We start from the raw sequence: 13,497 nt of genomic DNA on the forward strand, positions 1-13,497 counted from the left end.
CCTGTCGAACGCAAAAAGGCGCTTGAAACCCGCACAAAACGCCTCATTTTGGTGATATTCGAAATTGGAGGTCTCTTGATGAGAATCGACAAACTCACCACCAAATTCCAGGAAGCATTGGCGGATGCGCAAAGCCTGGCTGTCGGTCACGACAATCAATACATTGAACCGGTCCATGTCCTCTCCGCGCTGCTCGCGCAGCAGGACGGCTCGGCCCGCTCGCTGCTCTCGCGTGCAGGTGTGCACGTGCAGACGCTACAAACCGCGCTGAACGACGCAATGACGCGTCTGCCGCAGGTGCAGGGCACCGACGGTAACGTGCAGATCGGTCGCGAACTCACCGGCCTGCTCAACCAGGCCGACAAGGAAGCGCAAAAGCTCAACGACACGTTCATCGCAAGCGAGATGTTCCTGCTTGCTATCGCCGACGACAAAGGCGAGGCGGGCCGGCTCGCACGCCAGCACGGGCTGACGCGCAAGTCGCTCGAAACCGCAATCGTCGCAGTGCGCGGCGGCACGCAGGTACACAATCAGGACGCTGAAAGCCAGCGTGAAGCGCTGAAGAAATACACGGTCGACCTGACCGAGCGCGCGCGGGCCGGCAAGCTCGATCCGGTGATCGGCCGAGACGATGAAATCCGTCGTTCGATCCAGATCCTGCAGCGTCGGACCAAGAACAATCCGGTGCTGATCGGCGAGCCGGGCGTCGGCAAGACGGCAATCGTCGAAGGCCTCGCGCAGCGCATTGTCAACGGCGAAGTGCCGGAGACGCTCAAGGGCAAGCGCGTGCTATCGCTCGACATGGCGGCGCTGCTCGCCGGCGCGAAGTATCGCGGTGAGTTCGAAGAGCGCCTGAAGGCCGTGCTGCACGACATCGCGAAAGACGAAGGCCAGACCATCGTCTTCATCGACGAAATCCACACGATGGTCGGCGCCGGCAAGGCCGAAGGTGCGATGGACGCAGGCAACATGCTGAAGCCGGCGCTTTCGCGCGGCGAACTGCATTGCGTCGGCGCGACCACGCTCGACGAATACCGCAAGTACATCGAGAAGGACGCGGCGCTCGAACGCCGGTTCCAGAAGGTACTGGTCGACGAACCGACTGTGGAGGCAACCATCGCGATCCTGCGCGGTCTGCAGGAAAGGTATGAGCTGCACCATGGCGTCGATATCACGGACCCGGCGATCGTCGCGGCAGCGGAACTGTCGCATCGCTACATCACCGATCGTTTTCTACCGGATAAGGCAATCGACCTGATCGATGAAGCCGCTTCGAAGATCAAGATGGAAATCGATTCGAAGCCGGAAGAGATGGACCGGCTCGACCGCCGCCTGATCCAGTTGAAGATCGAACGCGAAGCCGTCAAGAAGGAAAAGGACGAAGCGTCGCAGAAGCGTCTGCAACTGATCGAGGAAGAAATCGAGCGTCTGAATCGCGAATATTCGGATCTCGAAGAAATCTGGACGGCTGAAAAAGCGGCGGTGCAGGGCAGCGCGCAGTTGAAGGAAGAGATCGAGAAGACACGCGCCGAAATCGTTCGTTTGCAGCGTCAGGGCAAGCTCGAAAAGGTCGCGGAATTGCAATACGGCACACTGCCGCAACTCGAAGCGCAACTGAAGCAGGTTACGCAGGCTGAAGCGCAGGAGCAGAACAATCCGACGCGTCCGCGTCTGTTGCGCACGCAGGTCGGTGCGGAAGAAATCGCGGAAGTCGTGTCGCGTTCAACCGGCATTCCGGTGTCCCGGATGATGCAGGGCGAGCGCGAGAAGCTGTTGCAGATCGAAGAAAAGCTGCATGAGCGCGTCGTCGGGCAGGACGAAGCGATCGGCTCGGTCGCGGATGCGATCCGTCGTTCGCGTGCGGGTCTCGCCGATCCGAACCGTCCGTATGGTTCGTTCCTGTTCCTCGGGCCGACGGGTGTCGGCAAGACCGAACTGTGCAAGGCGCTGGCGTCGTTCCTGTTCGATTCGGAAGATCATCTGATCCGCATCGACATGAGCGAATTCATGGAGAAGCACAGCGTCGCGCGTCTAATCGGCGCGCCGCCGGGCTATGTCGGATACGAGGAAGGCGGTTATCTGACGGAAGCCGTACGCCGCAAGCCGTACAGCGTGATCCTGCTCGACGAAATCGAGAAGGCGCACCCGGATGTGTTCAACGTGCTGCTCCAGGTGCTCGACGACGGTCGGATGACGGATGGCCAGGGTCGTACCGTGGACTTCAAGAACACGGTGATCGTGATGACCTCGAATCTCGGGTCGCAGGTAATCCAGTCGATGGTCGGCGAGCCGCAGGACGCAGTGAAGGACGCGGTCTGGGAAGAGGTGAAGCTGCACTTCCGGCCCGAGTTCCTGAACCGGATCGACGACGTCGTGGTGTTCCATGCACTCGATCGCTCGAATATCCAGTCGATCGCGCGGATCCAGTTGCAGCGTCTGCAGGAACGGCTCGCGAAGCTCGATATGCAGCTCGTCGTGTCTGACGGCGCGCTGGAACACATCGGCAAGGTCGGTTACGACCCGCTGTTTGGCGCGCGGCCGTTGAAGCGTGCGATCCAGCAGGAGATCGAGAATCCGGTCGCGAAGCTGATTCTGGCCGGCAGGTTCGGTCCGAAGGATGTGATACCGGTCGAAGTGGATAACGGCAAGCTCGTGTTCGAGCGTGTCGTGCATTAAACGAAGTGAACATGGGCGGCGCCTGGCGTCGCCCATGTTCCAGCGTTGTAGCAACAAAAAGGGGCAGCGAATTTTCGCCGCCCCTTTTTGCTTTCTGCGAAGGCTCGACCTGCTACGTGTTACGCGGTCTTGTCGTCCTTGCCGAGGAACGACGCAAGACCACCCAGCGCGCCGAGCACAGTCGTTGTGTTCAGCTTGCCATCGGCGGGTACTTCACCTTCGGGTGTCGCGGCGTTGACCACGTGCGGCAGGATCTGCGAGAGCAGGCCGCTGACCTGGTCGGGTGCCACGCCTGCCTTCGATGCGAGATTCGTGACGGTGTCCGAACCGAGCACGCTATGCAGCGTGTCAGGCGAGATCGCCTGGTTCTCGCCATTGCTGACCCACGAACTGATGATGTCGCCGGCGCCTTTATCCTTGAACTGCTGGATCAGGCCATTCAGGCCGCCCGGCTGGTTGTTCACGAATTCGAGCGCGGTGGCGATCAACGCCTGCTGTCCGCCGCCGCCTTCGGGCGATTTACCAAGCAGGGAACCGATGGTGTCGAGTAGGCTCATGGCTATCTCTCTGGAATGCCGGCACGATATGAACGCGCCAGCGGGGTGAAATGCGCCGCGCGGGGGCGCGGCGGGGATTGCGCCGGTCGCTCCGGCAATGCGGCCGGAGCGATCGTCAGATGTCGAACTTCAGGCGCCTGATGCTGCGGATGCGGCCTTGGCCTTCTTCGACTTTTTCTTCGACGCTTTCGCGTCCGATGCGTCCGCCGGAGCGCTTGCCGCAGCAGCCGCAGTCGTAGCCGGCGCCGATGCGGCGTCCGCTGCCTTGCTCTTCTTCGACTTCTTCGTGCCCGAGGCTGCTGCTGGTGCGCTTGCTGACGCAGTGGCGGGCGTGGCGGCCGGCGCAGCGGGCTTGCTCATCGGCGTGGCCGCAGCCGGTGCCGCCGCCTTCGCGCCGCTTGGCGGCGCAGTCGAACCGTTGATCGTCAAACCGGCCGCTTCGAGATTGACCACCGACTTGGTGCCAATCCCCTTCACGCGCGTCGCGAGATCGTCGGCGTCCTTGAAGGGACCGTTCTTCGTCCGTTCATCGATGATCGCTTTCGCATGGACCGGGCCGATGCCCTTGACCGATTCGAGTGCGGCCTGATCGGCCGAGTTGACTTCGACAGCCGCCGCGAAGCTGGCGGAAAAAGACAGGACGAGAGCAACGCAGAGCATTAACAGCTTCTTCAGCATGGCAGGCACTCCATTGAGGGCAAAAAAGTAGCCGGGAACGGGGGACGCATCCAGTCAGCAGGCGCTGCCTTCAAGCATAGGATAGATTGCGCGCCCTTTTTATGAAAGACGCCGATTTATACCCATCGATTTGTGACAAGTAAATCGACGCGGGCAATATTTGACAATTACTGCCGCGGGACAGGTGCTCGAAACCGGAAGAGGGCCGGGTGCCACGAAGATGCACCAGGAAGAAGCGATGCGTTTTGCGTCACTTCGGAGTCACGCGCAATACGGCTATGCGACAGTATCAGCGTGTGACGTTTGTGTATCGGCGCGCAGATACCGCGTGCTGATCGTGCGCCAGTAGAACGCGAGGCCGATGCCCGCGATCGCGAGGCTCGATGCATTGGCGACCCAGAAACCGCGTGCGCCGGTAAGCCATTCGGGGATTGCGCCACCGATGTCGAAGCCGAGCAGATAGCCTCCACCGAGCCCGATGCCCCACAGTGCGACGGCATAAATCACGGTCGGCACAATGGCGATGCGATACGCGCGCAGCACGAAGGCCGTGGTGATCTGAAGTGCATCGAAGACGTGATAGACGATCACGATCAGCACAAGCGGCATCGCGGCCGCAGCGACCTGTGCATTCGACGTATAGCCCGCGACGATAAACGGTCGCAGCACGAGCACGATCACGCCATAGCAACACGCGATCGCACAGGCCATCAGGATGCCGTGCCGCGCGAGCGTGTGTGCGGCGGCAGGACGCTGCGCGCCTAGCGCCTGCGCGACGAGCGTCGATGAGGCGATGCCAATGGAAAGCGGTGTCATGTACAGCACGGCCCCGAGATTCCCGGCGATTTGATGACCCGCGAGTGTCGTCGTGCCAAAGCGCGCGATGAAGAGCGCCATGAATGTGTATGACGTGACTTCGATCAGGTACGAGAGTCCCATCGGAATGCCAAGTTTCAGGAGCGCAACCTGGCGCTTCCACACGGGCCAGCAGAAGCGCGAGAACGTGGCAAACGGGCTGAAGATGCTCAGACGCGTCATCAGCGTCATGCCGACGATGGCAAGCGTCCAGTTGATCGCGGTGCTCGCGAGCGCGCAACCAGGACCGCCGAGCGCGGGCACACCTGCGCCGCCAAAAATAAACCACAGGTTGAGCGGAATCTTGAGAAGCAGCGCGCCGACCTGCAGGATCATCACGAGTCGGGGCTGACCCACGGCATTGGTCAGCGAACTGTAGACGCGAAACGCGAGGCTCGCCGGCAGCCCGAACGAGAGGATCTGGAGATACGCGACGGTACGCTCGCGCAGCGCCTCCGGCGCGTGCGCGATCCGCAGCAGCGGGCCTGGAAAGTAGAGAATCGAGAAACCGAGCGCCATCAACGCGAGCGCAAGCCACAGCGCCTGACGTACCTCTTCGCCGATCTCGCGATAGCGCCGCGCGCCATAAAGCTGACCGGTGATCGGCTGCAACGCGGTCAGAATGCCGGTCAGGCCGATATACACCGAGATATAGATCGACGAGCCAAGGCCGAGCGCCGCGAGATCGATCGCCGAGTAACGGCCGACCATCGCCGTGTCGAGCACGCCAAACGCGATGATCGCCAGTTGTCCGATCAGCACGGGCCACGCGAGCGCGGCAATTTTTCGCACATCGGCGAACATGGTCAGCCTGGTTTCTGGCGCAGGTTCGGGCGTTTGACCGGCGGCTTCGGACGGTCGATGCGCACGTACAGACGGAAGCGTTCATCGCGGTCAGCGACGCGCCGGCCCTCCCATACCAGCTTCCATACGAAGTTCGACATCGAGCTGGGCTCGCCGAAATCCTGCGTGTCCTGACGCAGGATCACGTCGCAGTCATCGTCGAACGAGAAATGCATCTGGCCGAAATACGCGAACGTCGCGATCTGCGCGTTGCCGAGCCGTACCGGCGAGATGCACGTGTAGTCTTCCGGCAGATGGATCGAGATCTGTTGCGCCACATCCTTGTACGTCCGGCTGTAGTTCACGACCGGCAGCCAGAGCGTCATCAGCAGCACCCACATGAGCGTCGTGCCAGCGCTCGACAGCACCACGCTGCGCCAGAGCACCTTTGGATGCCGCGCGATACGCCATTGAACCAGCACGACCCAGCAGACCGTGACGGCGACCGCGCACACGAAAGACAGGATCTTGAACTGCGGCGTGAAGCCCGGCGCGAGGCGCGCCAGATTGCGCGCGAGCGGATGCGGAAAACCGGTCAAACCGGCGAGCCAGACGAGCCACACGAAGCTGCCGAGGATCGTGAAGCTCAGCACGGCGAACCAGTCGATCGCGTTGATCGTGCCGCGCTTCAGCGTAGGCAGCGCGAACGCTGCGAGCACCGCGAGCGGGGGCAGCAGAAGCATGAAGAGCAGGTTCGTCGAGTGACTTTGCAGCACGACGAGGATCAGGAGCGGAGTAATGACCGACACCGGAATGGCGACGTGCGGTGCGCGGCGCAGCCCCGACCAGCTGACCCATGCCCAGATGCCGAGCGGCCAGGCCGGCCACGTGAAGAGCGGCAGATTTTTCAGCGCGTAGCGCAGCACGGAGCCAGGCGGACCGCCAAAGGTGTTGATGCTAACGTGCACCCACTGGTTGAGGAACCATACGGCATCGTCAGGAAACGCAATCAGCGCCGCAACCGGCCACGCCACGGACAGCACCAGGGCGACCGGCAAGCCGGCGAGCAGCAGCCAGCGTAGCTGCGCTTCGCGCACGATGAGCGTCATGACCAGTGTGCCGACCAGCAATGCGCCGACCAGCACGGGATTGCTTGTCAGCGCAACGAGCCCGAGCGCAAGACCCCACAGCAGCGATCCTTGTACCGGTTTGTCGATCATCCGCACGAGCCCATATACGAGCATCGCGATACAGACGAATTGCGCCAGTTGCGGCGTGGTTTCGTGGCCGCGTTCAGCGAGACCGAAGCAGCCGAGCAGAATCAGCAGGGCGCCGTCGGCGAGCGTGCGGCCGTAGTCGCGCGGTTCCGGTTCGCCGCCGAACGCATACTTGAATGGCTGCACTTCGGGGCGACGGCCGAGCAGATACGCGGCGTACCAGACGAACGCACAGGCCGCGCAGAACAGCAGCCCGGTGAACACGCGCGATGCATTGCTCGCATCGACCCACGGCGACAGTACGCGGATTGAAATAGCGCCGAGCCAGTAACCGAGCGGCCCGTACGACGTGATGAATTTACCGACGAGGTTCGGCAGCAGCCAGTCGTGCGCGGTGCCTTTGGCCATTGTCCACATGACGCCGAAGCCGGCTGCGTCTTCGTTCTTCCACGGGTCGCGCCCGAACAGGCCAAACGACGCGTAGACGATACAGATAGTGAGCAGCAGCCAGCGCGGCAGGGCGCTGGTGGCGGAGGCAGTCAGACGGACGACAGATCTCATGCAGATGGGCGGTATCGGATAAACGGACTGGCGGGCGATGGACGGCGTGTCCGGGCTGGGCCAGCCCTGAGCATCCGGCATTGTAGACGGGCGGCATGGCGCGCGTCACGGCGGATAGCAGGCGGCAACAGCCATATTGCAACAGTCGGTGATGCGTGATGACAAGGAAGCCCTGCCAGTGAGGTCATTCCTTCGCTGACAGGCAAAACATGGGGACAAAAAAAGGGCAGCTTTCGCTGCCCTTTCTTGCATCGATCCGGCTGACGTTCAACACGAAGCCGGTAACGAAGCGATATTACTTGGTCGCCTTGCCCGTAGCACGTGCGCCGAACTTCTTGTTGAACTTCTCGACGCGGCCGGCCGTGTCCATGATCTTTTGCTGACCGGTGTAGAACGGATGCGATTCCGACGACACTTCGATCTTGGCGAGCGGGTACGTCTTGCCGTTGAACTCGCCCGTTTCACGCGTCTGGATGGTCGAGCGCGTCACAAACTTGAAGTCGATCGACATATCGACGAACAGGACTTCGCGGTAATCGGGGTGAATGCCTTCTTTCATGGTCTTTCCTTTAATCTGGCGGTAGCCAACCCGCGTGCCGTTGCGAACCGACGCAGCGGACTTCGGCGCGAGCCACTTGCCTAAGGTCGAAAAACGGCGATTATGCCAGAAAATCAGTCCCTTGACGAATTTCTCGGGCTATTTTGCCGGGGCAGGGCCGGTTTCCGGTAGTAATGCGCCCACCCGAGCTGGATCCTGGCGATAAAAGCGGGCCAGAAGGCGATAAAGCTCTGGATATTCGGCCTCGAACGCCTGCGGCCGGACAAAAAGCGCCTCGCTGCAGACCGCGAAAAACTCCGACGGATGATCGGCAGCGTAAGGATCGATCAGCGAGTCGCGCTCGAAACGCGCCCAGCGGCGGTCGGGCACCGCGTCGACCCTGGCGCAGAACTGGTCGTACGCGACATCGAACACGTCTGCCCATGCGGTGGCGTCGAGCGGCGCGTGCCAGCGTCGAAAGAGCGGCGGATGGCCATCGGCTTCGCCCGTCAGCATGTCGATCTTGTGCGCGAACTCGTGGATGACGACGTTATAGGCGTCCGTGCCGTCGGTCATCTGCGCGTCTTCCCACGACAGCACCACGGGTCCGCCTTCCCACGCTTCGCCGCTCGCGTCGTGCTCGATCTCGTGAACGACGCCGTCTTCGTCCTCCACCGTCTTGCGGATCACGAATTCGCCCGGATAGACGATCACGCCGACCCAGCCGCGGTACAGGTCGAGGCTCAGGTTCAGGACCGGCAGCGACGCCTGAACCGCGATGCCGACGGTCATCGCGTCGGTCAGTTCGAGTTCGTGCGCCGTCGAAAACGACTTCTGCGCGATAAAGAGGCTGGTCAGCTCGCGCAAACGGACGAGATCGGCGGCATCGAGATGCGCGAGAAAGGGCAGGCCGTCGAGTGTGGATTGCCACAGCGCGTCGGGAATCGCGTGCGTGCGCAGCGCGCGGTCGCGGCGGCGAGTGTCGAGCCAGTGCGTGAGTTTCGAAAGCATCGGTCAGTCGATCTGTTTTTGCCACGCGGCGAAAATCCCGCCGCAAACGGCGACGCCGATCAGAAAATAGAAGCCATCCAGCGACGCAAGGAAACTCGCCTGCTGCGCCACCATCCGGCTCACCTGAACCACCGCGAGCGCGTGCGCTTCGCTGATCGGACGGCCGGCGGCAGCGAACCCGTTCGTCAACGTTGCAATCGTGCTCTGAAAAACTGGATTGTACGGATTCGCGAATTCAGCGAGCCGCGATTGATGCAACGCCTGCCGATGCTGCTCGACGATGATGACCGACGCGGTGGCAAACGAGATCGTCAGTTGCCGGACGACGTTCTTCAACCGGTAGCCGTGCGTAAACTCCTCGATCGCGAAGATTTTAAACGTCAAATTGGCCACCGGCAGCACGATGAAAAGCAGCAGCAGACCGCGCAGCAGCAACGGACCGATCAGCGCGCGCTGGTCGACGTTGGGCGCCATATGCGCCATCCACGCAGCGGCCAGCGCGGCGACGGCAAAGCCCGGCACGATGATCCACTTCTTGCGCGGCAACAGCTTCGCATAACGCAGATACACAAAGAGCGCGCTCGACGAAATCAACGACGTGACACCGACCAGCCGTCCTGCGTTTTCGACCGGATAGCCGAGCCCCTGTTCGAGAAAGCGCGAGACCAGATAGCTGAACCCGGTCGACTCATAGTAATAGAACATGTAAAGGACGAGGCCGACCTGAAATGTCTTCTCGCGCAGCGCATGCAGGCGCATCAGCGGCGATGGATGATGCCACTGCTGCCAGGCGAACCATGCGAGCCCAACGATTCCCGCAGCCGTCAGCATGATGAGCCCAGGCGATGCGCTGAACAGCTGGTAACGCACCTGCTGCATGACGATCTGCAGCGCGCCTTGCGCGAAAGCGAAGATGATGTACGGCCAGAAGTGTGAAACGCCGCGTTCTTTCGGCTGCAGATCGCCCGAGTCCGGCAACGCGAGCAGTGCGAGGCCCGCGAACAGCGCGCCGGCCGGCGCGGTGCACATGAACAGCGCGCGCCAGTCGAAATGCGCAACGAATTGCCCCCCGACGAGCGGCGCAAGCGCGCTGCCCAGCACGATCAGGATGAGGAACGCGCGCGTGGCGCCGGCGCGCTGCTGCGATGTGAAACTGATCTGGATCAGGATCCGGCAGGTGCCCATCATCGGGCCGATGAAGTAACCCTGAAAGCCGCGCGCGAACGCCAGTTCAATCGACGTTTCGCATAACGCCGCCGCAACCGCACCCGCCGAAAACAGCAGCATGCAGCCGGCGACGTAGCGTCGATAGCCGAAGCGCTCGACCCACCATTGCTGCTGCAGAATGCCCAGCACCGCCGCCACCGCATACGCGCTCGACGACCACACGAGCTCATCCGGCGAAGCGTTGATACCGCCCGCGATATAGCTCGCGAAGAAAGAGAAGATCGCGTTGTCGAAGTAATCGAGGCCGGTGACGAGGGCAAGCACCCACGGAAAAAAGTCGCCGCGCAGCTTCGCGACGCTGAAGAGCGGCACGCGTGGGGACGCCGCTTTCATGCGGATTCGCCTTCGGGATTGTCCTTTTTGCCGAGCCTCGCTTTCGTAGCTGACTGTGTCTGCGCCTTCCTTTTCAGGCGGGCGGCGCTGCGTTGCGCGAGGAGGGCATCGGCGCTTTCACCTGCGAGCCGACGCTGCACGTAATCGAGGTCGTCGCTGAGTTCAGCTTTCAGCGTCTGCACTTCCTTCAGTTCGCGTCGCGCCGATTCGATGCGTGCGTTGAGTGCATCGACCTGTTGCGCAAGCGCGTCGCGGATTTCAAGCAACGATTCGGTGGAGTAGCGGTTGCGTCCGCCTTCGACGGGTTCAAGCGGGCGCTTCAGCATCTCCGTGATGCCTTGCAGTGAAAAGCCAAGCGCGCGGAAACGCAGGATGCGCGCGAAACGTTCGAGGTCGTTTTCGTCGTACAGCCGATAGCGGCCTTCGCTGCGCGTCGGCGTGACGAGCCCGCGCTCCTCGTAGTATTTGAGCGTGCGCGGCGTGACGTTCAGGCGTTCCGCTGCATCGCGGACGGTCAGCAGGGTGGGACTTTCTTCACTCGACATGGCGGCGCTGGAATCTCAGAGTCTGAGCCGCATTATAGTTCAACGTGAACGTTCACGTACAGGTTGTACTGTGATCCGGATGTTCAGGCGAAAAAAAACCGCCTGCAAAAGCGGACGGTTTTTATCTGAAGCGTACCTGCGTGCAGCGAAGAATCAGCTGCCGCGGCGCATCATGTCGAAGAACTCGGAATTGCTCTTTGTCTGACGGATCTTATCGAGCAGGAATTCCATTGACTCGACTTCGTCCATGTCGTGGATGAACTTGCGCAGCACCCAGATCTTTTGCAGCACTTCGGGCTTGATCAGCAGTTCTTCGCGACGCGTGCCCGACTTGTTCAGGTTGATCGACGGATAGACGCGCTTTTCAGCAAGGCGACGTTCGAGGTGCACTTCCATGTTGCCGGTGCCCTTGAATTCTTCGTAGATGACGTCGTCCATGCGGCTGCCGGTTTCGATCAGCGCTGTGCCGATAATGGTGAGCGAACCGCCTTCCTCGATGTTCCGTGCCGCGCCGAAGAAGCGCTTCGGACGTTGCAGCGCGTTGGCATCGACACCACCCGTCAGCACCTTGCCCGACGCCGGCACGACCGTGTTGTACGCACGTGCGAGACGCGTGATCGAGTCGAGCAGAATCACGACGTCGTTCTTCATTTCGACGAGACGTTTCGCCTTTTCGATCACCATTTCGGCGACCTGCACGTGACGTGCAGCCGGTTCGTCGAACGTGGAGGCGATCACTTCGCCTGCCACTGAACGCTGCATTTCCGTCACTTCTTCCGGGCGTTCGTCGATCAGCAGCACGAACAGCACGATATCCGGATGGTTCTGTTTGATGGCGTGCGCGATGTGCTGCAGCATCACGGTTTTGCCGGATTTCGGCGACGCCACCAGCAGGCCGCGCTGGCCCTTGCCGATCGGCGAGATCATGTCGATGATGCGGCCCGTGACGTTTTCCTCGCCGCGCATTTCGCGCTCGAGCAGCATCACCTTGTTCGGGTGAAGCGGCGTCAGGTTTTCAAACATGATCTTGTGCTTCGAGGCTTCCGGCGGCTGGCCGTTGACCTTGTCGACCTTCACCAGCGCGAAATAGCGCTCGCCGTCTTTCGGCGTGCGGACTTCACCTTCGATGGTGTCGCCGGTATGCAGATTGAAGCGGCGGATCTGCGACGGGCTGATGTAGATGTCATCCGTGCTGGCGAGATACGACGTTTCCGGCGAGCGGAGGAAGCCGAAACCGTCCGGGAGCACTTCGAGCGTGCCGTCGCCGAAGATAGTGTCGCCGGTCTTGGCGCGCTTTTTAAGAATGGCGAACATCAGTTCCTGCTTGCGCAGGCGATTGGCACTTTCGATCTCGAGGCCATTGGCCATCTCGATCAATTCGGACACGTGCAGAGTCTTAAGCTCGGATAAATGCATACGGAGAACCCGCCGGGGAGGAGAAGGTGCGACGAAATGGAATCTGGGAGGAGAAGTGAGCGGAACCGCTCAGGGACTTACACGTCTTTTCGACGTTTAATTGATTCTAGCATAGCACATGCCGGATTCCGCCAGTGCAGCGGAAAAGCATGTTCTCGTGGCGCATTGTTGTCAGGCGACAACAATGCGCCACGAGCGCGTTACACGACCGGCTTAAAGGTTGCCGTCGAGGAACGCGGTGAGTTGCGATTTCGACAGAGCGCCGACTTTCTGCGCGGCGACAGCGCCGTTCTTGAAGAGGATCAGCGTGGGGATGCCGCGCACACCGAACTTGACCGGCGTCGACTGATGTTCGTCGACGTTGATCTTCGCGATCTGCAGACGATCCGCATAATCCTTCGCGACTTCATCGAGGATCGGCGCGATCATTTTGCACGGGCCGCACCATTCGGCCCAGAAGTCGAGCAGCACGGGTTTATCGGATTTCACGACGTCCTGTTCAAACGATGCGTCGCTGATATGCTTGATTTGTTCGCTCATTGTATGAATACCTCTATCGGATCGGGGCCCGCCTTGATTGGTCGCCACGATACATCAAACCAGGAAAACTTCTGTTCGCCTCGCCGCATTCATCGCCCGGCAGGGCACCCTTCGGCACTACCCGATGGAGGCGCCACGACCATGACTTTGCGGGTCATTCGTACGCCAGTTTAGCCTAAATCGCTATGCGTTGCCGACGCTGATAGTAGTGATGCCGGTAGGCCAATACGCGTGTCACCACGTGTGTCCCAGGTGTGCTGCTTCGACGCGTATCTGGTGACGCCAGTCGTAAACACAAGAGCGCTGCGGGCGCGACCGCAACCCTGCTGCAACCCGGTAGTCATGCATTTCGCCTTCATCGGGAGTCGCGTTATGCGACGACCGGTGATAGAATGCTTCGTGACGGGCCTCCTCGCATGGAGGGATGGTCAACCTGGTCAGGTCGGGAACGAAGCAGCCACAGCCGTTTTCCGCCAGTGCCGAGGGTCGGGCTCGTCACCTTCCTCCTTTCTGCTGTTCGTTGTTCTCCCAGTTGTTCGTCCGGCTGTACGTCTGGTTAT

Annotated in this window: 11 protein-coding genes and 1 other RNA gene; 2 read left to right on the forward strand and 10 right to left on the reverse strand. The window is 61.1% G+C overall.

The window, feature by feature from the left end; translation table 11 throughout:
• Positions 1-78 precede the first annotated feature (78 nt).
• Complete coding sequence (gene clpB, locus P3T16_RS26105) at positions 79-2,676, forward strand: ATP-dependent chaperone ClpB (protein ID WP_429344474.1); 2,598 nt, start codon at positions 79-81, stop codon at positions 2,674-2,676.
• A gap of 119 nt (positions 2,677-2,795) precedes the next feature.
• On the opposite strand, the gene P3T16_RS26110 is transcribed toward clpB, so the two are convergent.
• The 10 genes from P3T16_RS26110 to trxA all read right to left on the reverse strand — a co-directional run bounded on the left by P3T16_RS26110 (position 2,796) and on the right by trxA (position 12,937).
• Positions 2,796-3,233: a YidB family protein gene (locus tag P3T16_RS26110; protein ID WP_429344475.1), complete on the reverse strand. Its 438-nt coding sequence runs from the start codon at positions 3,231-3,233 to the stop codon at positions 2,796-2,798.
• A gap of 129 nt (positions 3,234-3,362) precedes the next feature.
• Positions 3,363-3,911 carry a ComEA family DNA-binding protein gene (locus tag P3T16_RS26115; protein ID WP_429256467.1) on the reverse strand — a complete coding sequence of 183 codons (549 nt, stop codon included), beginning with the start codon at positions 3,909-3,911 and terminating at the stop codon, positions 3,363-3,365.
• Between the two features lie 276 nt (positions 3,912-4,187).
• Positions 4,188-5,570 (reverse strand): MATE family efflux transporter, encoded by a 1,383-nt coding sequence (locus P3T16_RS26120; RefSeq protein ID WP_429344476.1) that lies wholly within the window; start codon positions 5,568-5,570, stop codon positions 4,188-4,190.
• A 2-nt stretch (positions 5,571-5,572) separates the two neighbouring features.
• A complete protein-coding gene (locus tag P3T16_RS26125; RefSeq protein ID WP_429344477.1) occupies positions 5,573-7,327 on the reverse strand; it encodes an ArnT family glycosyltransferase in 1,755 nt (584 codons plus the stop codon).
• Between the two features lie 295 nt (positions 7,328-7,622).
• Complete coding sequence (locus P3T16_RS26130; protein ID WP_429256464.1) at positions 7,623-7,886, reverse strand: type B 50S ribosomal protein L31; 264 nt, start codon at positions 7,884-7,886, stop codon at positions 7,623-7,625.
• Between the two features lie 138 nt (positions 7,887-8,024).
• Positions 8,025-8,876, reverse strand: coding sequence for a M90 family metallopeptidase (locus P3T16_RS26135; protein WP_429344478.1), 852 nt, complete (start codon positions 8,874-8,876; stop codon positions 8,025-8,027).
• Positions 8,877-8,879: 3 nt separating this feature from the next.
• Positions 8,880-10,436 carry an MFS transporter gene (locus tag P3T16_RS26140; protein WP_429344479.1) on the reverse strand — a complete coding sequence of 519 codons (1,557 nt, stop codon included), beginning with the start codon at positions 10,434-10,436 and terminating at the stop codon, positions 8,880-8,882.
• Positions 10,433-10,981, reverse strand: coding sequence for a MerR family transcriptional regulator (locus P3T16_RS26145; RefSeq protein ID WP_429344480.1), 549 nt, complete (start codon positions 10,979-10,981; stop codon positions 10,433-10,435). The genes P3T16_RS26140 and P3T16_RS26145 overlap by 4 nt, the downstream gene beginning before the upstream one ends.
• A 153-nt stretch (positions 10,982-11,134) precedes the next feature.
• Positions 11,135-12,397, reverse strand: coding sequence for a transcription termination factor Rho (gene rho, locus P3T16_RS26150; protein WP_228878634.1), 1,263 nt, complete (start codon positions 12,395-12,397; stop codon positions 11,135-11,137).
• A 213-nt stretch (positions 12,398-12,610) separates the two neighbouring features.
• Positions 12,611-12,937, reverse strand: coding sequence for a thioredoxin TrxA (gene trxA, locus P3T16_RS26155; RefSeq protein WP_006048864.1), 327 nt, complete (start codon positions 12,935-12,937; stop codon positions 12,611-12,613).
• Positions 12,938-13,338: 401 nt separating this feature from the next.
• On the opposite strand from trxA, the gene ffs reads away from it, so the two are divergent.
• Positions 13,339-13,437, forward strand: an RNA gene (ffs, locus tag P3T16_RS26160) — signal recognition particle sRNA small type.
• Positions 13,438-13,497: the final 60 nt, after the last annotated feature.

The sequence above is a fragment of the Paraburkholderia sp. GAS42 genome (genome assembly GCF_050436565.1).
Taxonomy (GTDB): Bacteria; Pseudomonadota; Gammaproteobacteria; order Burkholderiales; family Burkholderiaceae; genus Paraburkholderia.